At 68.1% G+C, this 20,444-nt stretch carries 18 protein-coding genes; 4 read left to right on the plus strand and 14 right to left on the minus strand.

Annotation, left to right across the window (positions count from 1 at the left end; all coding sequences use genetic code 11):
* From rfbA to Q0L11_RS19990, 10 genes are all read right to left on the minus strand, one after another.
* Nucleotides 1-724 (minus strand): glucose-1-phosphate thymidylyltransferase RfbA (gene rfbA, locus Q0L11_RS19945; RefSeq protein WP_296599581.1); only part of this gene is annotated, 724 nt, incomplete at its 3' end.
* Complete coding sequence (gene rfbB / locus Q0L11_RS19950; protein ID WP_296599583.1) at nt 721-1,773, minus strand: dTDP-glucose 4,6-dehydratase; 1,053 nt, start codon at nt 1,771-1,773, stop codon at nt 721-723. The genes rfbA and rfbB, both read right to left, overlap by 4 nt.
* A gap of 84 nt (nt 1,774-1,857) precedes the next feature.
* Nucleotides 1,858-2,265, minus strand: coding sequence for a DUF4112 domain-containing protein (locus Q0L11_RS19955; protein WP_296599584.1), 408 nt, complete (start codon nt 2,263-2,265; stop codon nt 1,858-1,860).
* Nucleotides 2,266-2,302: 37 nt separating this feature from the next.
* Nucleotides 2,303-4,801, minus strand: coding sequence for a polar localization protein TipN (locus Q0L11_RS19960; protein ID WP_296599586.1), 2,499 nt, complete (start codon nt 4,799-4,801; stop codon nt 2,303-2,305).
* 146 nt (nt 4,802-4,947) lie between these two features.
* Entirely contained in the window at nt 4,948-5,178 is a 231-nt protein-coding gene (locus tag Q0L11_RS19965) for a hypothetical protein (RefSeq protein WP_296599588.1), read from the minus strand.
* A gap of 82 nt (nt 5,179-5,260) precedes the next feature.
* Complete coding sequence (locus Q0L11_RS19970) at nt 5,261-6,226, minus strand: endonuclease/exonuclease/phosphatase family protein (protein WP_296599589.1); 966 nt, start codon at nt 6,224-6,226, stop codon at nt 5,261-5,263.
* A gap of 101 nt (nt 6,227-6,327) precedes the next feature.
* The gene (locus tag Q0L11_RS19975; RefSeq protein ID WP_296599604.1) at nt 6,328-7,395 is read right to left on the minus strand and encodes a glycosyltransferase family 4 protein; all 1,068 of its coding nucleotides are present in this window, start codon (nt 7,393-7,395) and stop codon (nt 6,328-6,330) included.
* A 172-nt stretch (nt 7,396-7,567) separates the two neighbouring features.
* Nucleotides 7,568-8,101 (minus strand): methylated-DNA--[protein]-cysteine S-methyltransferase, encoded by a 534-nt coding sequence (locus Q0L11_RS19980; protein ID WP_296599591.1) that lies wholly within the window; start codon nt 8,099-8,101, stop codon nt 7,568-7,570.
* Nucleotides 8,082-9,593 carry an AlkA N-terminal domain-containing protein gene (locus Q0L11_RS19985; protein WP_296599592.1) on the minus strand — a complete coding sequence of 504 codons (1,512 nt, stop codon included), beginning with the start codon at nt 9,591-9,593 and terminating at the stop codon, nt 8,082-8,084. The genes Q0L11_RS19980 and Q0L11_RS19985 overlap by 20 nt, the downstream gene beginning before the upstream one ends.
* A 90-nt stretch (nt 9,594-9,683) precedes the next feature.
* The gene (locus Q0L11_RS19990) at nt 9,684-10,988 is read right to left on the minus strand and encodes an MFS transporter (RefSeq protein ID WP_296599593.1); all 1,305 of its coding nucleotides are present in this window, start codon (nt 10,986-10,988) and stop codon (nt 9,684-9,686) included.
* A 285-nt stretch (nt 10,989-11,273) separates the two neighbouring features.
* Here Q0L11_RS19990 and cysD point away from each other — a divergent pair, with 285 nt between their 5' ends.
* The 3 genes from cysD to cysQ are packed head-to-tail and all read left to right on the plus strand — an operon-like array spanning nt 11,274 to nt 14,945.
* Nucleotides 11,274-12,227, plus strand: a complete 954-nt coding sequence (gene cysD, locus Q0L11_RS19995) for a sulfate adenylyltransferase subunit CysD (RefSeq protein WP_296599595.1) — start codon at nt 11,274-11,276, stop codon at nt 12,225-12,227.
* Nucleotides 12,227-14,155 carry a sulfate adenylyltransferase subunit CysN gene (gene cysN / locus Q0L11_RS20000; RefSeq protein WP_296599596.1) on the plus strand — a complete coding sequence of 643 codons (1,929 nt, stop codon included), beginning with the start codon at nt 12,227-12,229 and terminating at the stop codon, nt 14,153-14,155. Before cysD ends, cysN begins: the two co-directional genes overlap by 1 nt.
* Nucleotides 14,133-14,945 carry a 3'(2'),5'-bisphosphate nucleotidase CysQ gene (cysQ, locus tag Q0L11_RS20005; protein WP_296599597.1) on the plus strand — a complete coding sequence of 271 codons (813 nt, stop codon included), beginning with the start codon at nt 14,133-14,135 and terminating at the stop codon, nt 14,943-14,945. Before cysN ends, cysQ begins: the two co-directional genes overlap by 23 nt.
* A 213-nt stretch (nt 14,946-15,158) precedes the next feature.
* Here the strand turns inward: cysQ and Q0L11_RS20010 are convergent, their stop codons facing one another.
* From Q0L11_RS20010 to Q0L11_RS20025, 4 genes are all read right to left on the minus strand, one after another.
* On the minus strand, nt 15,159-16,301 hold the full coding sequence (locus tag Q0L11_RS20010; RefSeq protein ID WP_296599598.1) for a DegT/DnrJ/EryC1/StrS aminotransferase family protein: 1,143 nt from the start codon (nt 16,299-16,301) through the stop codon (nt 15,159-15,161).
* A 249-nt stretch (nt 16,302-16,550) separates the two neighbouring features.
* On the minus strand, nt 16,551-17,474 hold the full coding sequence (locus Q0L11_RS20015) for a carbohydrate kinase (protein ID WP_296599599.1): 924 nt from the start codon (nt 17,472-17,474) through the stop codon (nt 16,551-16,553).
* Nucleotides 17,471-17,917, minus strand: a complete 447-nt coding sequence (locus Q0L11_RS20020) for an RbsD/FucU domain-containing protein (RefSeq protein ID WP_296599600.1) — start codon at nt 17,915-17,917, stop codon at nt 17,471-17,473. The genes Q0L11_RS20015 and Q0L11_RS20020 overlap by 4 nt, the downstream gene beginning before the upstream one ends.
* Before the next feature lies 1 nt (nt 17,918).
* On the minus strand, nt 17,919-19,142 hold the full coding sequence (locus tag Q0L11_RS20025; RefSeq protein WP_296599601.1) for an ROK family transcriptional regulator: 1,224 nt from the start codon (nt 19,140-19,142) through the stop codon (nt 17,919-17,921).
* Between the two features lie 190 nt (nt 19,143-19,332).
* Here Q0L11_RS20025 and Q0L11_RS20030 point away from each other — a divergent pair, with 190 nt between their 5' ends.
* The gene (locus tag Q0L11_RS20030; protein ID WP_296599602.1) at nt 19,333-20,382 is read left to right on the plus strand and encodes a sugar ABC transporter substrate-binding protein; all 1,050 of its coding nucleotides are present in this window, start codon (nt 19,333-19,335) and stop codon (nt 20,380-20,382) included.
* Nucleotides 20,383-20,444 lie beyond the last annotated feature (62 nt).

The following is a 20,444-nucleotide window of genomic DNA, read 5'->3' on the forward strand; positions in this document are numbered from 1 at the left end:
CGTAGGTGCGGATCAGCTCGCCCGCCTGGATCAGGCTGTCGTGCGTGCCGGCGTCCTCCCAGGCGAAACCACGGCCCAGCAGCTCGACGTGCAACTCGCCGGCCTGAAGGTAGAGATCGTTCAGCGCGGTGATTTCGAGCTCGCCGCGCGCCGAGCGCGTCAGCGTCTTGGCCATCTCGCTGGCGCGGCCGTCGTAGAAGTAGAGGCCGGTCACGGCATAGTTCGACTTGGGCTTCTCGGGCTTCTCCTCGATCGAGAGCGCCTTGTTTTCGGGCGACAGCTCAACCACGCCGTACCGCTCGGGATCGTGCACCGGATAACCGAAGACCGTGGCGCCGTCCTTACGGGCGTCGGCGTTCTTCAGCATCTTCACGAAGCTCTGGCCGAAGAAGATGTTGTCGCCGAGGATCAGGGTCGAGGGCTTGCCGCCCACGAACTCCTCGCCCAGCAGATAGGCCTCGGCCAGGCCGCCCGGCGTGGGCTGGATCACGTATTCGAACTTCACGCCGAACCGCGAGCCGTCTCCCAGCAGGCGCTTGAAGCCCGGCTGGTCCTCTTCCGTCGTGATGATCAGGATCTCGCGGATGCCGGCCAGGAACAGGACCGACAGCGGGTAGTAGATCATCGGCTTGTCGTAGACCGGCAGCAGTTGCTTGCTGACCGCGATGGTCAGCGGGTGCAGCCGGGTGCCGGCGCCGCCAGCCAGGACGATCCCGCGTCTCATGCCTTTTTCACCAGCCCCAGGCGGTCGGAATGGAAGCCGCGCTCACGGATGCGCTCCACCCAGCCGTAGTTGTCGACGTACCAGCGGACGGTGTCTTCCAGACCCTCGCCCAGCGGCATGCGGGCCTTCCAGCCCAGCTCGCGTTCCAGTTTCGTCGAGTCGATGGAATACCGGAAGTCGTGCCCCGGCCGATCCGTGACGAAGGTGATCTTGTCGGCGTGGCTGGTGTTGGCGGGCGCCATCTTGTCGAGGTGCTCGCAGATGATCTTCACGACCTCGAGGTTCCGCTTCGTGGCGTCGCCGCCGATGCAGTAGGTCTCGCCCAGCAGGCCCTTGTGCAGAACCAGCAGCAGCGCCTCGGCGTGGTCGTCCACGTGCAGCCAGTCGCGCACCTGGCGGCCGTCGCCGTAGATCGGGATCGTTTTGCCTTCCAGCGCCCGGGTGATCACCGTCGGGATCAGCTTCTCGGGGAATTGGTTCGGCCCGTAGTTGTTCGAGCAGTTGGTGATCACCACCGGGAAGCCGTAGGTGTGGCCCCAGGCGCGCACCAGGTGGTCGGACGAGGCCTTGGACGCCGAATAGGGCGAGCGCGGGTCGTAGGGCGTCTCTTCCGTGAAGTCGCCGTCCTCGCCCAGCGCGCCGAACACCTCGTCGGTGGAGACGTGGTGGAAGCGGAAGGCCGCCTTCCGGGCGTCGTCCAGCTTGTTCCAGTAGGCGCGCGCCACTTCGAGCAGGATCGCCGTGCCCATGATGTTGGACTTCACGAAGTCCAGCGGGCCCTCGATAGCGCGGTCGTTGTGGCTCTCGGCGGCCAGGTGCATCACCGCGTCGGGCTGGTGCGTCTCGAACACCGCCTCGACGGCGGCACGGTCGCAGATGTCGACGTGCTCGAAGGCGTAGTTCGGGTTCTGGGCGACGCTCTCGACGTTCTCGAGGTTCGCCGAATAGGTCAGCGCATCCAGGTTCACGACCTGATGCCCGTCCGCGATGGCTCGTCGGACGACCGCGGAGCCGATGAAGCCCGCCCCGCCCGTGATCACGATCTTCAAGTGCGCCCCCGGCGATGCAAAAGACGGCCTCCCATACTATGAAAGGCCGCCGGTTCAAGCTGGCTGATTGTTGTTCGCCAGACCCTAACGGCCCGTCACCACGGCAGGATCGAGCTTGGCCGCAGCCGTCTCCAGAGGCCGGCCATGACGCCGCTCGATATCCTTCTGCAATGCGCCCGCGGCGAACGCGTGGCCGGTGAAGAGGGTGTCGATCGCCCAACCGACCAGCGGCACGCCCGAGGCGACACTGTCGAGGCCGAGGTACGCGGCCATCCGGAGCAGGGTCGAGCGCGAGGCGCCGGCCTGCACCGCCTCGCTCAGCAGCAGCGCCGCGGCGCCCACGGAATAGACCGTCCCCGCCACGGGAACCCAGGCCAGCACGCCATCGACGCCCAGGCCCCATGGGCCGAAGCCCACGACGCGGTCGGAGAGCTGCTTGACGCGTTCGGCCCGCCGCCAGGCCTTGTGCGCACGGTCGCGGTGGTCGTCCATGGCGTCTGAACGCTCGCTGACCGGGGTCGGGTTCCGGCTAGATCATGTCGCCTGCGGCGGCGTCGAGCAGCAGGAAGACCCGACCGCCCTCGGCGCTCAGCATGCCGCTGAGCATCAGGCCGGCGGGATCGCGCTCGACCGCGTCGTCGATCAAGGTCTTGTAACGGCGCACGTAGATCTCGGTCCGACGCTTGACCTCGTCGTCGGTGAAGAGCCGCCGGGCGATGCGGCGGGTCGCGGCGGGCGCCAGCTTGCGCACCACTTCCCGAGCCCCGTCCCGGTCGCCGGTCTGCAGCGCGGCGGCCACCTCCTCGATCCGTGCGGTCGGCAGCAGGCGCGACGGGTCCACCCCCATCTTGCCGAGCTCGGCGGCCAGCGAGTCCTCCAGGCGCTCCCCGTCGCCGTCGGCCCCGTCCAGCGAGGCGAGCAAATCCTTCCAGGTCCAGGTCTCGCCCCCGTCCTCGTCCTCCTCGCCGGCGGGAGGCGGCGGCGCGGCCGGCGCAGGCGGGCCGCCGGCGGCCTCGAACACGGCCGAGAATTCGCGGTCGGTGGCGGTGGGCGTCAGGCGGATGCGGCTGCGCAGCCCGATGCGGTCGGCAAGCGCCCCGGGAGGCTCGACCGGCGTGGCCAACTCCAACGTCTCCGGTTCCTCCTCCTCGACCAGCGGCGCCGGAGCGGCCTTGGCCTTGCGGGCCGGGGGCGCGGCGGGCGCAGGCGCGGCCGGAGCCGGCGCGGCTGGCGAGGCCACGGCGGCGACCCCCATCAACTTCACCGCCTCCGACAGCATCTCGAAGTTCCGCCGGACCCGATCCTGGAACGCGGCGTCGATCGCCTGGGCCTCCTCCGCCGTGCGGCGGGCCTGGGCCATCAGCTCGTCCATCCCGTCGGCGACGGCGGCGCGCACGCGGTCGGCCTGGCCGGCGGCGGCGGCCGGCAGCTTGGCGGCGCGCTGCTCCAGCTCGGCCATCATGGCCGCCAGCTCGTCCAGCGTGGACCGGGCGGCCTTGGCGCCGTCCTCGAGCTTGCGGGCGGTGGCCTGCCCGGCCTCCTCCACCATCTTGGACGACTGTTCGACCAGCGCCCTGGCCTCTTCCAGCCGGGCTTCGAACACCTGGTTGGCCTTCTGACCGGCGCTGAATGCGGCCTCGGAAAGCTGATCGACCTGCTCGCGCGCCGTGGTCGCGTGACGGGCGGCGGCGGCGCGGGTCTCCTCCGCGGCCCTGGCCAGGGCGTCGATGGCGGCCCGGGTCTGCGCCTCGAGCTGGGCCCGCTGCTCGGCGGCGGCGGACGAGACCGCCTCCAGGGCGTGCAGGGTCGACTGCCCGAACTCCTCGCGCTCGGCCTTGGCGGTCTCGGCGATGTCGCGGAACTGCAGGGTGGCGTCGGCCATCAGCCGGCGGAGCTGCTCGCCGCCGGTCAGGGCCCGCTCGCTCATCTCGGCGGCCGACTTGCGGGCGGAGTCGATGAACTCGCCGAGGGCGGCCGCATGGGCGTCCGCGTTCACTGCGAACGCCTCGTGGTCGCCCTTCAGCGTCTGGCTCAGCGCCACCAGCGCCGCGCGCTGTTCGGTCAAGCCGCCTTCGACGGCGCGCACCTGGTCCGCGACCCCCTGCCCCGCCGTCTCCAGGCGGGCGATGTGGCGTGTCAGGTCTTCCCCGGCCACCCGAGCGGCGTCGCTGGCCTCGGTCGCTGCGGCGGCCAGGTCGGCGGCGCGGGCCTGCAGAGCGCCCTCCGCCTCGCGGATCTGGGTCTCCGCGACCGTGGTGGCCTCGGTGATCATCCGCGCCTGCTGGGCCACCGCGTCGGTCACGCGGATCGCCTGGCTGTCCAGCGTCTGGGCCATGGACGCCATCTCGGACCGCTCGCGACCCAAGGTGGCGGCGAGCTCCTGGGCGGTGCGCACGGACTGGGCGGTCGCCCCCGTCAGCTTGTCGGTCTCGAACGCCAGCGCGTCGCGCATGGCGAGCAGGGTCTCGCGCGCCTCCTCGGCTGCGGCGGCGGCGCGGCCGATCTCTTCCCGTACGGCCAGGGTCACGTCGCCCGCGCGGGCGGCCGCGGCGATGGCGGGCGTCAGCATGTCCTCGGCCATGGCCTTGGCGCGACGGGCCTCCCAGGCCAGCTTCTGGCCCTGGCGGATCATGTAGGCGGCGCCCAGGACGAAGATCGCCGGGCCGACGGCCAGCAGGGCGAAGACGGTCAGCGCGAACGGATCGTTCTGCAGCGGGGCGACATTGCTGCGGTAGCCCACGGCGAACGCGATCGGCGCGAGCGCCCACAGCAGGGCGACGGCGACGGCGATCAGCCAAGTGGGCCAGCCGGACGGGGGATTCTCGTCCACGTCGAAGTCCGCATAGGTGTGCGGCTCCGCCGCCGGGGCCAACGCGCGGACGCCGCCGACATCGACCGCGCGGGCCTCGCGCCCGGCCTCGTGCGCCCGGAAGGCGAACGCCGCCGCCGCTTCCGGGGCCTCAGCCGTGTGAGACTCTTCCTCCGGGCTCGCGAAGTCCATCGGTCGCGACCGCTTGGAGAACCTCATCGACGCCCGTTCCTTCCCGTCTTCGCGGCCAGCGCACACTTGCCGACCGCCGTGGGTCGCAGGCGCGAAGGATTACCCTCGGCGCGAGCGGACGCAAACAGGCGGACGTCGGATTCGACGTGCGGACGGCGGATTGTCGCGCCGCGTCAGGCCCTGACGAGCGGCGCGCGCTGCCCTTCGGGGCAGTTGGCCCGGATGACCTTCTCGACCCGCTGCGCCTGGCGCGGCGAGCGCGCGACGACGCGCTGGTCGGCGGCCGAGACGGCAGGGCGGGGCTGTTCGACCTTGGGCGTGTCCACGGTGACGCCGAGATGCGCGAACGCGGCGGCGGACGATTGCACGACAACCGCGGCCACCATTTCCGTCAATGTCGCCATGGAACGCCCCCTGCGATTCCGCCTACCGCTGCTATACGGCAGCGCCGCGCCAAACGGGAGCAGGCGGAACGTGAAATGTTTGTCATCTGGCGGGCGGCAAGCGGCGCGCCAGGGTGACGACGACCGGATAGTGGTCCGAGCCCAGGTCGGGTCCCCGCTCGACGCTCACGGTCGCCCACCCCTCGCCTGCGTAGACGTGGTCGATCGGGAGCCAGGGAAACGGGGCCGGCAGACGGTTGTGGCTGCGCCGCGCCGCCGGCCAGGTGAACAGCGCCCGCGTGCGCCGCACGAGGCCCCAGGTCCGGTCCTCGCGCCGCCGGGCGAAGGACCAGGGCGTGGAGTTGAAGTCGCCCGCGACGATCATGCGGGCCCGGGGCAAGGCGGAGATGACCCCGTCCAGCCTGGCGGTCTGGTCCTTCGACCGGCCCAGCCGCACCGGCCAGTAGCGATGGGCGGCTACCACCGTGTACTCGCCGGCGGGATCGTCGAAGGTCGCCCAGGCGATGAAGCCCGGCAGGTCCCCGGATGGCGGCTCGGCGTACCGCCGCAGCGCCGGCCGGCGCGACAGGATCACCGCGCCGCAGTCCTCGCACTGGGCAATATAACCGCCGGCGACCAGCCTCGGCTTCACGCGGCCGGGCTCCTGGAGGACCACGAGGTCGGCGTCCTGGGCCAGGATCCAGGCCGCGGCGGCCTCGGCCCCGGCGTTCTGGCCCCAGGCGTTGAACTGGACGATCTTCAGCCGTCCAGGCGCGTCGGCGGCCGCCCGGGGATCGCGCCCCCGGCTGAGGAGCTCGGGTGCGACCAGCAGCCCGGCGGCGAGCGCCGCGAGCACGCAGACCGCCATGAGCGCCGGGCGCCCCGCGCGTGGACCTGCGAGCGCCAGCCCGAGCGCCAGAAGGCCCGCCGCCAGCCAGATGGGTGCGAAATGGGTGAGCACGTCCAACCGCGCCGACCATCGGCCGCCCTGGGCGAGCACGCCGGCCAGCAACGAGCCCAGCGCCAGGGGCCAGGCAAGGCAGGCGATGGCGAGACGCAGGAGGTCCATGACCCCGCGTACCACACCCCTCCCGAACCGGCAGCGGCTAGAGCCTTGATCTTGAGCCCGATCTCTTCGCCGAACCGGCTTACGCGTCGGCCGATCGCGCCCTAGTGCTTGGCCTTGCCCTGCCGCGAGAACACCTCGCGGGTGATGCGGCTGTACCGCGCCATCAGGCCGCGCGTGGAGTAGTCGTCGCTGAGCAGGCGCTCCTGCGCCCGGTGCGCGACGGCCTCCAGCGCCGCCGGCGAGGAATTGAGCACCGCCTCGCGCAGTGCGCGCGGGTCGCCGGGCGGGGCGTACAGAACCTCATCCTCGTCGAAATACGTCGGCACGCCGCCGGTCCGGCTGGACAGCACCGGCTTTCCCAGGGCCGCGGCTTCCAGGGCGACGGTGATGCCCGAGAAGACGTTCTCCTTCATGGGCACCGCGATGATGTCGGCGGAGTCGTAGAGCTCGCGCAGTTCGTCCATCGTCTGCGGCTTCACGAGGGTGACGTTCTTGTGCCGGGCCGTCCGGCTGTTGGACAGCCAGGCGCAGGCGAGCGTCAGCTTGAACCGCTTGTCCGAACCGAACGCCTGGATCAACGTGTCCCAGTCGCGGGTGCGGTCGTTACCCGCCGCCACGATGTGCGAGACCGTGCTGTCCGGCGCCTTGGGCGGGCGGATCGTGAAGTAGTCGGTGTTGATCCCGAAGTGCATCAGCTCGCAGCGCAGGTTCGGGAACGCCCGCTCGGCGATGGGCAGGCATTTCGCCGAATGAACGCCCATCACGGCGATCTCGTCGACCAGGAAGCGGTACAGCCAGTGCCGCCACCAGGGCAGCAGGTCCCACCGGTTGAACAGCCAGATCGAAGCGCTGACGATCGGCCTTCGCGGAACGAGACCGAACTTCATGAGCGTGGCGACGGCGAAGGCCTCGCCCTCGGTCATGGTCCATACGACGTCGGCCGCCGCGATCGCGCGGCGGTTGTGCCATGCGTGCACAAGGTCGAAGCCGAAGATCCGCTCGATGACCTTGGACATGAAACGGTGCTTCCCGTCGCGGGAGAAGGTCACCGTATGACCTTCCTCCGCGGCGAGATGGAATCCGTAGGGCGTCTCATCGGGCTCGATTCCCTGGCGGAACCGTTCCCGATACAGCTCAGCGTCTTTGCCCCAATAGAGCTGTACGTGCACCTTCCACAAGCGGGCCCCCGAACCTGCTACTGACGCACGAAGGCTATAGAGACCCCGTGCGGGTCAAGCCTTATCCGATTGAAGTTTACAAAATTACATTCCGGCGTTCGGGGGATGACATTTGTGCGGCGCGGCGCCTCGCCGAATCTCCTATGGGTTGACTAGGGCTCGCTCAGGCCGCGACCTGCGGTCGAAAGCTCGCCCCCTCGTGCTCCAGCAGCCAGCGCTTGCGGTGCAGGCCGCCGCCGTACCCCGTGAGCGCACCGTTCGAGCCGATCACCCGGTGGCAGGGCACGACGAGCGCCACGGGGTTCGAGCCGTTGGCGAGGCCCACGGCGCGCACCGCCGTCGGGCGGCCGATGCGCTCGGCGAGTTGGGCGTAACTGATCGTCTCTCCGGCCGGGATGGAACACAGGGTCTCCCAGACCTTCCGCTGGAAGGCGGTGCCCGCCCCCTCCCAGCGGATGTCGTCGAAGGCGTCCGTCTGGCCCGCGAAATAGGCGTTGAACTTCGCGCGCAACGGCCCCGGCCCTTCGACCAGCGTCGCCTTCGGATAGCGCCGCGCGATCCATTTCATCATCGCCGGCTCGTAGTCGGTCCAGTTGAAGGCGCGTAGCACGCCGGCTTCGTCGGTGACGACCAGGGCCGTGCCGATCGGCGTCGGCGTGCGGTCGAGGGTCAGGGTCTCAGGCAGCTTGGCGGTCATTCGGCTTGGTCCTTTTCGAGCGGGTCGCCTGCGGGGCGGCGAAAGCAGGATCGGCGGCCCAGAGGTGCTGGGCGGCATAGGCCCGCCATGGCTTCCAGGCCTCGCTCCGGGCGAGGAGTTGTTCGGCGGTCGGTCGCACCCCGGCCTCGTCGGCCATGGCCCGCATCAGGCCGATGTCGGCCTGCGGGAAGGCGTCGGGCTCGCGCAGTTCGCGCAGGGCGATGTACTGGGCGGTCCACTCGCCGACGCCCGGCAGCGCCTTCAGCGCGGCGATGGCGCTGTCCAGATCAGCGCGGGTGGTGAAGATGGCCGGATCGGCCGCGACCGTCCGCGCCAGGGCTTCCAGGGCCGCGCCGCGCGCCCTGGGCATGCCGAGGGCCGCGATGTCCTCGCCGATGAGCCGCTCCGGGTTCGGGAACACCCGCGTCAGGCCGAGGGCGGCGGCGGCCGGCTCGTCGATCGGCTCGCCGTAGGCCGCGACCAGCTTCGCCGCCAGGCCACGCGCGGCGCTCACCGTGATCTGCTGACCGAGGATGGCGCGCACGGCCAGCTCGAAGCCGTCCCACGCCCCCGGCGCGCGCAGGCCGGGCCGCGCGGCCACGAGGGGCGCCAGCGCCGGATCCTGGCTGAGGTGGGCGCCGATCAGCGTCGGGTCGGCCGAGAGGTCGAACACCCGTCGCACGCGGGCGATCACCGCGGGCAGCGACTTCAGCTTCGGGAACCGGATCTCCGCCTGCAGGGCGTTGTCACGGCGCGGCGTGACGATGACCACGCCTGCCACCCCGTCGATGGACAGCGTGCGGGCGTAGCGCTTCGGCTCCACCCGCTCGACGCCCGGAATGGCGCGGTCGGTCAGGAAGCGGATGATCGCGTCCCAGTCGTAGGGCGGCTTGTAGGGCAGGCGCACGAAGATGCCGTCCGCGGCGGGCGTCTCGGCCTTATGGCTGCGCCGCAGCTCGCCGGGCGGACGGCCGAACAACTGCTGGAAGGTCTCGTTGAAGCGCCGCACGCTGCCGAAGCCCGACGCCAGCGCCACCTCGCTCATGGGCAGGCGCGTTTCCTGGATCAGTTGCTTGGCCAGCAGCACGCGCCGCGTCTGCGCCACCGCCACCGGCGACGCACCGAGATGCTGGCGGAAGAGCCGGCGGAGCTGGCGCTCGCCGACGCCCAGGCGCGAGGCCAGGGCGTCCACGTCGCCGGCGTCCATCGCCCCGCCCTCGATCAGGGCGAGGGCGCGCGAGACGGTGTTCGACGTCCCGCGCCAGGCGCCGAGGTCCGGCGAGGCCTCGGGCCGGCAGCGCAGGCAGGGCCGATAGCCGGCCTCCTGCGCCGCCGCGGCGCTTGGGAAGAACTCGACGTTCGCCGCATTGGGCGTCCGCGCCGGACAGATCGGCCGGCAGTAGATGCCGGTCGTCTTCACGCCGCAGAAGATGCGCCCGTCGAACCGCGCATCGCGGGTCTGGAAGGCGCGCCGGCAGGCTTCGAAATCCATGTCCATGGCCCAAAGGATGGGCGCTCAACCGTGGGAAGTCTCGCGGTTTTCGGACATAGATGAGCGGATGCTGGCGGTTTTCGGACGGCCTTAGGTCAACGCCGCGGCCAGCCGCTTGTCGCGCCCGATCGACACCGAGGCGGCGATGTGGGCCACCACCGTCAGCAGCACGAACGGGATGACGCCGGCGTAGCCGTAGGCGAGCGCCTGGTCTCCGTGCGCCGGCTCCATCTTGTCGGCGATCCAGCCCACGTAGACGGGACCGACGCCCAGGCCGACCAGGTTCAGGACGAACAGCAGGATCGCGCCGGTCATGGTGCGCTGCGCCGGCGCCACGGCGTTCTGGGCGACGGTCAGCGCGGGGGCCAGGTACGCTTGGTTCATCAGCATCGGGCCGATCAGGAACAGCATCGCCAGTTGCCAGGTCGGCGCCCAGATGAGGCCGAACCAGAAGGGAATCGACATCGCGAAGGCGATGGCCGGAACCCAGGCGAACCAGCGGCGGTCCTTGTGGCCCAAACGGTCCACCAGCCAGCCGGCCACCACCGTGCCGACCACGCCCGTCGCGCCCAGGGCCAGGGCGTAGTAGGTCGCCACGTCCGGCGCGGCCATCCCCTTCACCGCCTCCAGGAACTGCGGGTTCCAGACGAGGCCCGCGTAGCCGACGAAGGCCGACATCGCGCTGGAGATCGCCGTCAGCACGAGCGTTCGGTTGGAGAAGAACCCGCCGATCGCCTTCATCAGCGGCGGCGCCGGTGGGTGCTCGTCAGCGCCGTCGGCCACGGCGTCCAGCCCGCCCCGCTTCGGCTCGCGCACAAGCACCAGCAGCAGGATCGCCAGGATGATACCCGGCGCCCCGACGATGTAGAAGGCGGTCCGCCAGCCGTAGGCCAGCGCCAGCTTGCCGCCGGCGAACGCGCCCAGCATCGAGCCGATGGGCACGCCCAGCGAATAGATCGCCAGCGCCGTGCCGCGGCGCTCGGCCGGGAAATAGTCCGAGATCAGCGAGTACGACGGCGGCGAGCCGCCCGCTTCCCCGAAGCCGACACCCATCCGGTACAGCAGGATCTGGGTGAAGTTCTGCGCCGTGCCGCACAGCGCGGTGAACACGCTCCAGATGGCGCAGGCCACGGCGATGATCCCCTTGCGGCTCATCCGGTCGGCCAGGTAGGCCACGCCGATGCCGCAGGTCGTGTAGAGCAGAGCGAAGGACGTCCCACCCAGCAGGCCGAATTGGGTCTTCGTCAGGTGCAGCTCGGCCGAGATGTCCTTGCCGAGGATCGAGATGATCTGCCGGTCGAGGAAGTTCAGCGTGTAGACGACGGCCAGGAACCAGGCGACGAAGTAGCTGTAGCCCGTCGACTTGTGCGGCGTCGCCGCCGTTTGCACGCTCATAGATCGCCCCCAACCTGCCCCTCGCGGCCGGTGTTCCGGCTCGAAAAAGGGGTATGCGCTTCCGTTGCGTCGGTTGTGCCACGGCCCGCCCGGCAGCGCCAAGCGGCATTGCGTTTCAGGCCTGCAAGCCGCTGGCGGGCGTCAACTGCGCTGTCGTCGCCTCAAGAATTCCTGGGGCCGCCTCGCCTTGCCTCCCCCCAGCCCCGCCGCTAACTCAACGGCCGTGGCCGCCCCGCCCGCCTTTGAGAGCGGGTTTCCCTTGGCTTTGATGTAAGGTCTCCGCCCATGGACGCCGGCGTCCTGACCCGCCCAGAAAACCTCGAAGGCACGTTGACCTCCAAGACCCTCACCCACCTTCAGCGGCTGGAAGCCGAGAGCATCCACATCATGCGCGAGGTGGTGGCCGAGTGCGAGCGTCCGGTGATGCTCTACTCGATCGGCAAGGACTCGGCCGTGATGCTGCACCTCGCGGCCAAGGCCTTCTATCCGTCGAAGCCGCCCTTCCCGCTGCTGCACGTCGACACGACCTGGAAGTTCCGGGCCATGTACGAGATGCGCGAGCGCATGGCCAAGGAGCTGGGCTTCGAGTTGCTGGTCCACCAGAACCCGGACGCCATCGCCCAGAACATCAACCCGTTCGACCACGGCAGCGCCAAGCACACCGACATCTGGAAGACCGAGGGCCTGAAGCAGGCTCTGGACAAGTACGGCTTCGACGCGGCCTTCGGCGGCGCGCGCCGCGACGAGGAGAAGTCCCGCGCCAAGGAGCGCATCTTCTCGTTCCGCTCGGCCCAGCACCGCTGGGACCCCAAGAACCAGCGGCCCGAACTCTGGCGGCTCTACAATGCACGGAAGAACCCGGGCGAGAGCATCCGCGTCTTCCCGATCTCCAACTGGACCGAGCTGGACATCTGGCAATACATCCACTTGGAGAACATCCCGATCGTGCCGCTCTACTTCTCCGACGTGCGGCCGGTGGTGGAGCGTGACGGCACGCTGATAATGGTCGACGACGACCGGATGCCGCTGCGTCCCGGCGAGACCCCGATGATGAAGTCGGTGCGGTTCCGCACCCTTGGCTGCTACCCGCTGACCGGCGCCGTCGAGAGCACCGCGGCCACCCTGCCCGAGATCATCCAGGAGATGCTGCTCACCACCACCAGCGAGCGCCAGGGCCGGATGATCGACCACGACCAGGCGGCCTCGATGGAGAAGAAGAAGCAGGAGGGCTACTTCTGATGGCCCACCAATCCGCCCTCATCGCCGAGGACATCCAGGCCTACCTGCACCAGCACGAGCACAAGTCTCTGCTGCGCTTCCTCACCTGCGGCTCGGTCGACGACGGCAAGTCGACCCTTATCGGCCGCCTGCTCTACGACTCGAAGATGATCTTCGAGGACCAGCTCGCGGCCCTCGAAGCCGACAGCAAGCGCGTCGGAACTCAGGGCGGCGACATCGACTTCGCCCTGCTGGTGGACGGCCTGGCCGCCGAGCGGGAGCAAGGCATCACCATCGACGTCGCCTACCGGTTCTTCTCGACCGACAAGCGCAAGTTCATCGTCGCCGACACGCCCGGCCATGAGCAGTACACGCGCAACATGGCGACGGGCGCCTCGACGGCGGACCTCGCCATCGTGCTGATCGACGCGCGCCAGGGCGTGCTGCGTCAGACCAGGCGCCATTCGATCATCGCCTCGCTGCTCGGCATCCGGCACATCGTGCTTGCCGTCAACAAGATCGACCTCGTCGGCTTCGACAAGGACGTGTTCGACCAGATTGTCGCCGACTATGGCGAGTTCGCGCGGGAGCTCGGCTTTGCCAGCATCGTGCCGATCCCGATGTCGGCGCGCTTCGGCGACAACGTCACCAGCCGCTCGGATCGCACGCCCTGGTATTCCGGGCCGTCGCTGATCGAGCATCTCGAAACCGTGTCGGTCGACGAGGCGGCCGTCGAACTGCCGTTCCGCTTTCCTGTCCAGTATGTGAACCGGCCGAACCTCGATTTCCGCGGCTTTGCCGGCACCATTGCCTCGGGCACCGTTTCGCAAGGCGACGAGGTCGTCGTCGCGAAATCCGGCAAGGCGTCCCGGGTCAGGCGCATCGTCGCGCAAGGCGGTGATCTCGATCGGGCGGTCGCCGGCCAGGCGATCACGCTGGTCCTCGAGGATGAGGTGGAGGTGTCGCGCGGCAATCTGCTGGTTTCGCCGGCAGCTAGACCGCAGGTCGCCGACCAGTTCGCCGCCAACATCGTCTGGTTCGACGAGCAGGCGCTGCTGCCCGGCCGCTCCTACATCCTGCGCACCGAAACCGATCAGGTGAGCGCCACCGTCACCGAGCTCAAATACCGCGTCAACGTCAACGATTTCGCGCATGAGGCGGCGAAGTCGCTCGACATCAACGAGGTCGGCGTCTGCAACCTTTCGACGCGAGCTCCGATTGCTTTCGATCCCTTCGCCGAGAACCGCACGACCGGCGCTTTCATCCTGATCGATCGCATCACCAACGCCACCGTCGGCGCCGGCATGATCCTGCATTCGCTGCGCCGTGCCGAAAACATCCACTGGCAGTCGCTCGATGTCGGCAAGCGCGGCCGCTCCGATCTGAAGAACCAGCGCCCGGCGGTGTTCTGGTTCACCGGGCTCTCCGGCTCCGGCAAGTCGACCATCGCCAACCTGTTCGAGAAGAAGCTGTTCGCGTCCGGGCGCCACACTTATATCCTCGACGGCGATAATGTCCGCCACGGCCTCAACCGCGATCTCGGCTTCACCGACGCCGACCGCGTGGAGAACATCCGCCGCGTCGCCGAGGTGGCCAAGCTGATGGCCGATGCCGGACTGATCGTCATCGTCTCCTTTATCTCGCCCTTCAGTGCAGAGCGGCGCATGGCGCGCGAGCTGATGGCCGAGGGCGAATTCGTCGAGGTCTTCGTCGACACGCCGTTCGAGGAATGCGCGCGCCGCGATCCGAAAGGCCTTTACGCGCGCGCTCTGAGCGGCGAGATCAAGAATTTCACCGGCGTCGATTCTCCCTATGAGGCGCCACAGAATCCGGAAATCCATCTCAAGACCCTCGGCAGGAGCCCGCAGGAAATGGCGGAAGCCCTGGAACAGTGGCTGACCGAGCGCGACATTGCCGAGGAGCAGTATGACAATGGCGGCGGCATCTGACGACGAGGCGATGCTGGGCGTCTTCGAGCGACTGGCGCTGGAAGCGGGGCGCGAGGTGATGCGCGTCTTCCACGAAGGCGGCGCCGTCGAGAGCAAGGCGGACTCTTCACCGGTCACGGAAGCCGATCGCGAAAGCGAGAAGATCATCCTGGCCGGCCTGCGGGCCGCCTATCCGGATATCCCATGTGTGGCCGAGGAGGAGGTTGCGGCAGGCGTCGCGACGCCCGACCTCGACGGCGCCTTCTTCCTGATCGATCCGCTCGACGGCACCAAGGAATTCGTCAACCGCCGCACCGATTTCACCGTCAACATCGCGCTCGTCCGTCACGGCGTGCCTGAAGTCGGCGTCGTGTTCGCGCCTTGCACCGGGCGCTTCTTCAGTGGACGGCCGGGCAAGGCCGAGGCGCTGGAGGTCGATGCCGATTATCGCATCACCGAACGTCGGCCGATCGCCGTGCGGGCAGGGGGCACGCCCCTCGCCGTCGTGGCCAGCCGCTCGCACAACACGCCTGAAACCGAGGAATTTATCCGCGATCTCGGCGCGGCTGAGATCGTCTCGGTCGGTTCATCGCTGAAATTCTGCCTGCTTGCCGCGGCGGAAGCCGACGTCTATCCGCGCTTCGGCCGTACCATGGAGTGGGACACGGCCGCGGGCGACGCGGTGCTGCGCGCCGCCGGCGGCATGACGCGCACCCTGGACGGCCAGCCGCTCGTCTACGGCAAGCGCAACCAGGCAAGTGACAGCGATTTCGCCAACCCGCATTTCATTGCGACGGGGAAGGGCGCGTAATCGCAGCGTTGCCAAATGTAGACGCTGGCGCGAGGCCCCCCTCTCTGTCCTGCCGGACATCTCCCCCTAAAAGGGGGAGATTGGCAGCTTCAGCGCTCAGCGAATTCTTTCAACGTTGAAGGTTGGCGAAAGCCCGCGTGACATCTCATCTCCCCCTTTGCGGGGGAGATGCCCGGCAGGGCAGAGGGGGGCTGTCCCGCCGGCCTCTCGGCTTTACGCCGCCGCGACATGCGCCGAGTTCGAGCCGATGTAATTGCGGATCGTCTCGATGATGCGGTCCTGGTCGGCTTCGCTGAGATAGGCGTGCATCGGCAGGCAGAGGATCTGCTTCGGCAGTTCTTCCGAGACGGCAAGGCCGGTCGGCGTGCGCGGATAGCCCTTATACGCGACCTGCTCGTGCAGCGGCTTCACGTAATAGATCACCGACGGGATGCCCTTTTCGCCGAGATGCGCTTTCAGCCCGTCGCGCTTCGGCGTCTCGATCGCGTACTGCGCCCAGGCTGAGCGGCCGTGGCCGAGATTGCGCGACGCCTTGACGATGTCGCCGAGACCCTTCGCATAACGGTCGGCCACAACCTGCCTGGCCACCATCTCCTCTTCGAGGATCGCGAGCTTCTCGATCAGGATCGCCGCCTGCAGCGTGTCGAGGCGCGAATTGATGCCGACGCGGACATTGTCATATTGCGTCTCGCCCTTGCCGTGGAAGGCGAAGGAACGGAGCTTGTCGGCCAGCGCGCCGTCATTGGTGAACATCGCGCCGCCGTCGCCGTAGCAACCGAGGGGCTTGGCAGGATAAAAGCTGGTCGAGCCGACATGGCCGAATGCGCCGCACATCTTGGCGTCGGCGGAACCGCCCATCGACTGCGCGGCGTCTTCGATCACAAGGACGTTCTCGCGCTTTGCGATCGCCATGATCGCCTCGTAGTCGGCGGCAAGGCCGAACAAGTCGACCGGGATGATCGCCTTCGGCTTCAGCCTTCCTTCCTTCTTGATCATGTTGATCGCCGCCTCGAGGCTGGCGATGTCGATGTTGTAGGTATCGCGGTCGACGTCGACGAAGACCGGCTCGGCCTTGGCCAGCGCCACCACCTCGGCGGTGGCTGCGAAGGTGAAGCTCGGCACGAACACCGCATCCCCCGGGCCGATGCCGGCGGCAAACAGCGGCAGGAGCAGCGCGTCGGTGCCGTTGGCGCAGGCGACCACATGCTTGACGCCGACATAGGCCGCGAGCTTGTTCTCGAATTCGGTGACCTGAGGGCCGAGGATGTAGCGGCCGTCTTCGACCACCTTGTCGATCGCGGCCTTCAGCCGGTCGCGGATACGTTCGCGCTGCGCGCCAAGATCGATGAACTGCATGTCGGCCTCAAAATGCCAATAAACCGGCCCGCTGGTATCAGACTTGGTCGGGGTGAGAAAGCCGGCCGGGGGCAAGGCCAATCGTGCAAGTGTCGCAGCCTGTTACCGCCTTTTGCCGGCGCATTGCCCGAAGACGCCGGAAAACCGGGCTAGAACGAGCATTTTCAACGCCTTTTATCGCGTCGTTCCCTATTTTGGAAACATAAAGTGATCGCCTGGAGAGGCCATTCGGCCAATCCGGTCAACCGCTCAGGCGATTTCGTGTCGCCAGGGCGGGTTGGCGCCGGCCCGCGAAACCGTCACCGCCGCCGCCTTGGCGCCGAGCTCCAGCGCCTTGCGGATGGCGTCCTCGGAGAGGCTGCCGATCGCTGCCTTGGTCAGCAGGCCCTGCTCATGCAGCGAGGCCAGGATGCCGGCGTTGAAGGTGTCGCCGGCGCCGACCGTGTCGACCACCTTCACCTTCCGCGGCATCACCGTGACCTTGTGCGTCTTGCTGTAGCCGACCGCGCCTTCGCCGCCATGGGTGACAACGATAAATTTCGGCCCGCGATCCAGCCAGTTGCGCACCACGTCCTCGTGAGAGCCGGCCTCGTCGAACCATTTGAGGTCCTCGTCCGAGAGCTTGACGATGTCGGCCATCGCCATCATCTCGCGGATGCGCCGCAGATGCTTCGCCTTGTCCGGGATGAAATTCGGCCGGATGTTGGGATCGAGCATCATCACACGGGCTTCGTGCTCGCGCCGCATGAACTCCTCATAGGCCGAACCGGCCGGCTCGGAGATCAGGCTGATCGCGCCGAACAGCATCGCCTCGATCTCGGCGCCGAGCTTCGGCAGGTCCTCGATGGTCAGCATGCGTCCGGCGGTGTTCTCGTCGTAGAAGGTGTAGGTCGCCTGGCCGTTGGTGAGCCGCACGAAGGCGAGCGTCGTGGGCTTTGGCGACGTGTGCGCATAGGTGGAGCTCACCTTGCTGGCTCCGAGCGCCTCGCGGAGCTGGCCCCCGAACAGGTCGGAGGAGAGGCCGGAGAAGAAGCCGGCCGGAGCGCCGAGCCGGCCGAGCGCGACCGCGGAGTTGAACACCACGCCGCCGACATAGGGCGCGAAGGCCGCTTCGCCTTCCGTGGTCGTGCGCGGCAGCATGTCGATCAGGGCTTCGCCACAGCAAAGGATCATGTCGTCTCGGTCTCCGGCGGATGGATCACGCCCTTGCGGATGATGATGTTGGCAAAGAGCCTGGGTTCGCTGGTCGCCACGATCGCGTGCGCGGCCTTGACGCGTGCATAGAAGTCGGGCCCGGCCAGCGCAACCACCTTGTGACCCGGCGCGCGCCTGGCGCAAACCACTTCCATCTCGCGATGCACGGGGTCGGCGAGCGCCGGATCGCCTTTCACCGAAGCGCGGAACAGCGCCTCCGGCACCGCCTCGTCCACCGGCAGCACGCTGAGCACGGCGTCGAGGACCGGGATGACCTGGTGGCCGTCCGCGCGGATCAATCGCCGCGCCTGTTCCTCGGCCGGATAATTGCCGTCGACGATCGCGATCTCGTCGCCATGGCCCATCGCCCTGAGCGTCGCCAGGAACTGGGGGCCGAGCAGCGACGGGATGCCGATCAGCATTTCAGGCGCCCCCGGACGTGTTCGGTCCGATCAGGAAACGCTCGGAGAGCGGCAGGCTGGCGCCGCCCATGGCGCGCGCGTGGATGCCGACCGTCCCCTCGCGAACGACAGGCAGCTTCAGCCCTTCGGCGTCGATGGTGGCGATCGCTTCCGTCACGGCATCGACCAGCCGGCGCCGCACATCGAGCGGCATCCAGCCGTCGATCACCGCCGCTTCGAAATCGATGACCGACGAGGCCGCGACAATGGCATAGGCGAGCGCCCGCGAGGCGCTGGCGATCCACGCGTCGAGATCGGCGCCGATCTCGCCCCATTCCTGCGGCGAGGTCCACAGGCGGGAGCCGTCGATGCCTTTGGCGGAGAGCGCCCGCTCCAGCATCGCGATCGAGGCGACGTCGATGAGCTGCGTCGGCTTGCCGTCCGGGCCCGGCACCGGCATCGAGCCCAGCGCGCCGGCGTTGCCTTTCGGCCCGCTGTAGAGGCGGCCATTGAGCACGATGCCGCCGCCGGCAAAGGCGCCGATGTAGAAATAGACGAAATCGCGCGCTCCGCCCGCCCGCCCGAAGACGAGTTCCGCGCCGCAGGCCGACGTCGCGTCGTTCTGCAGATAGACGGGGAACTCGCACTGCGCCTGGATATCGGCGCGGATGTCGCGATGGCGCCATTCGTCCATGATCTCGCGCGGCGCGCCGGCCGTGTCGGCCCAGTTCCATAGCTCGAACGGCATGGCGATGCCGAGCCCGGCAATGCGCTTGTCCTGAGCCGGCGTAAGCTCGCTTCGCATCGCCTTGATGCCGGCGGTGACGAACTCGACGGTCTCGCGCGGCGCGGGATAGCGATAGGAATGCTGCAGCATGGCGCGCACATTGCCGAGGAAGTCGATCAGCACGAGCTCGGCCGAGCGCCGGCCGATCTTGAGGCCGATGAAGAAGGCTCCTTCCGGATTGAGCGCCATCGGGATCGAGGGCTGGCCGATCTTGCCGCGCAGCGGCGCCTGGCGCACGAGCAGCTTGTCTTCCTCGAGCTCGCGCATGATCACCGACACCGTCTGGGCCGACAGCCCGGTCATGCGCGCAATGTCGGATTTGGCCAGGCTGCCATGCTGGCGCACCAGGGACAGCACGAGCCGTTCATTGTGGTCGCGCATGCCGCTCTGGTTGGTGCCGCGATGCAGCCGGCTTTCCAAAGCCTCGGGCGAACCGCGCCTCGCAATGCCGGTCTCCACCCCGTTCCTCCCGTCTGTTTCCCCGCGACGCTTTTCGTTCAGAATGAGTGAACAGCGCAAGAGTGTCAATAATAAATAAGAGTGATTTATTTATTGACAGCCGTTGCGGACTGGTGTCTTTTTGACATTGCGCCCACGCTGGGAGAACTTCGGTGGGCGCTCCGCAGGCGCCGGTTGGCCGGCGCCGAAGGTGGTTCACTGGGAGGAAATCATGCGTAAATGGACTATCCTGAAGGCGGCCGTTGCCGGCCTTGCCTTTTACGGCGCGATGGCCACGGCCTCGTATGCCGCCGACATCGTCGGCCTGATCACCAAGACCGAGGGCAATCCGTTCTTCGTCAAGATGCGCGAAGGCGCGCAGGCCAAGGCCAAGGAGCTCGGCCTGACCCTGCAGACCTTTGCCGGCAAATTCGACGGCGACAATGACAGCCAGGTCGCGGCTATCGAGAATCTGATCTCGGCCGGCGCCAAGGGCTTCGCCATCGTGCCGAGCGATTCCAGCGCGATCGTGCCGACCATCAAGAAAGCGCGCGACGCCGGCCTTCTGGTCATCGTGCTCGACACGCCGCTCGATCCGATCGATGCCGCGGATGCCACTTTCGCAACCGACAATTTCAAGGCCGGCGAACTGATCGGCCAGTGGGCCAAGGGCACGCTGGGCGACAAGGCCTCGAGCGCCAAGATCGCCTTCCTCGATCTCGCCACCAACCAGCCGACTGTCGACTATCTGCGCGACCAGGGCTTCATGAAGGGCTTCGGCATCGACATCAAGGACCCGAAGAAATACGGCGACGAGGACGATGCGCGCATCTGCGGCCACGAGATGACCGGCGGCGCCGAGGATGGCGGCCGCACCGCCATGGAAACGCTGCTGCAGAAATGCCCGGACGTGAGCGTGATGTACACGATCAACGAGCCGGCGGCGGCCGGCGGCTACCAGGCGCTCAAGGCGGCCGGCAAGGATGACGGCTCGGTGCTGGTGGTTTCGATCGACGGCGGCTGCCCGGGCGTCAAGAACGTCGCGGCCGGCGTCATCGGCGCGACCTCGCAGCAATATCCGCTGAAGATGGCCGCCATGGCCATGGAAGCGATCGAGAAGTTCGCCAAGACCGGCGAGAAGCCGAAGCCGACCCCCGGCAAGGAGTTCTTTGACACCGGCGCCACGCTGATCACCGACAAGCCCGTCAACGGCGTCGAGTCGATCGACAGCAAGAAGGGCGCGGAACTTTGCTGGGGCTGATGCCTTCCTAGAGCATGATCCCGAAAAGTGGGAACCGGTTTTCGGAAAAGATCATGCTCCAA

The sequence above is a fragment of the Phenylobacterium sp. genome (assembly GCF_024508875.1).
Lineage (GTDB): Bacteria > Pseudomonadota > Alphaproteobacteria > Caulobacterales > Caulobacteraceae > Phenylobacterium.

Excerpts from the sequence above, each read along its gene's own strand:
- Q0L11_RS19965 (WP_296599588.1), bottom strand. The coding sequence starts at position 5,178 with ATGGCGACATTGACGGAAATGGTGGCCGCGGTTGTCGTGCAATCGTCC.
- Q0L11_RS19980 (WP_296599591.1), bottom strand. The coding sequence starts at position 8,101 with ATGACCGCCAAGCTGCCTGAGACCCTGACCCTCGACCGCACGCCGACG.
- cysQ (WP_296599597.1), top strand. The coding sequence starts at position 14,133 with ATGACAATGGCGGCGGCATCTGACGACGAGGCGATGCTGGGCGTCTTC.
- Q0L11_RS19955 (WP_296599584.1), bottom strand. The coding sequence starts at position 2,265 with ATGGACGACCACCGCGACCGTGCGCACAAGGCCTGGCGGCGGGCCGAA.
- Q0L11_RS20015 (WP_296599599.1), bottom strand. The coding sequence starts at position 17,474 with ATGATCCTTTGCTGTGGCGAAGCCCTGATCGACATGCTGCCGCGCACG.
- cysD (WP_296599595.1), top strand. The coding sequence starts at position 11,274 with ATGGACGCCGGCGTCCTGACCCGCCCAGAAAACCTCGAAGGCACGTTG.
- Q0L11_RS20020 (WP_296599600.1), bottom strand. The coding sequence starts at position 17,917 with ATGCTGATCGGCATCCCGTCGCTGCTCGGCCCCCAGTTCCTGGCGACG.
- cysN (WP_296599596.1), top strand. The coding sequence starts at position 12,227 with ATGGCCCACCAATCCGCCCTCATCGCCGAGGACATCCAGGCCTACCTG.
- Q0L11_RS19990 (WP_296599593.1), bottom strand. The coding sequence starts at position 10,988 with ATGAGCGTGCAAACGGCGGCGACGCCGCACAAGTCGACGGGCTACAGC.
- Q0L11_RS20010 (WP_296599598.1), bottom strand. The coding sequence starts at position 16,301 with ATGCAGTTCATCGATCTTGGCGCGCAGCGCGAACGTATCCGCGACCGG.
- Q0L11_RS19985 (WP_296599592.1), bottom strand. The coding sequence starts at position 9,593 with ATGGATTTCGAAGCCTGCCGGCGCGCCTTCCAGACCCGCGATGCGCGG.
- Q0L11_RS19970 (WP_296599589.1), bottom strand. The coding sequence starts at position 6,226 with ATGGACCTCCTGCGTCTCGCCATCGCCTGCCTTGCCTGGCCCCTGGCG.
- Q0L11_RS19960 (WP_296599586.1), bottom strand. The coding sequence starts at position 4,801 with ATGAGGTTCTCCAAGCGGTCGCGACCGATGGACTTCGCGAGCCCGGAG.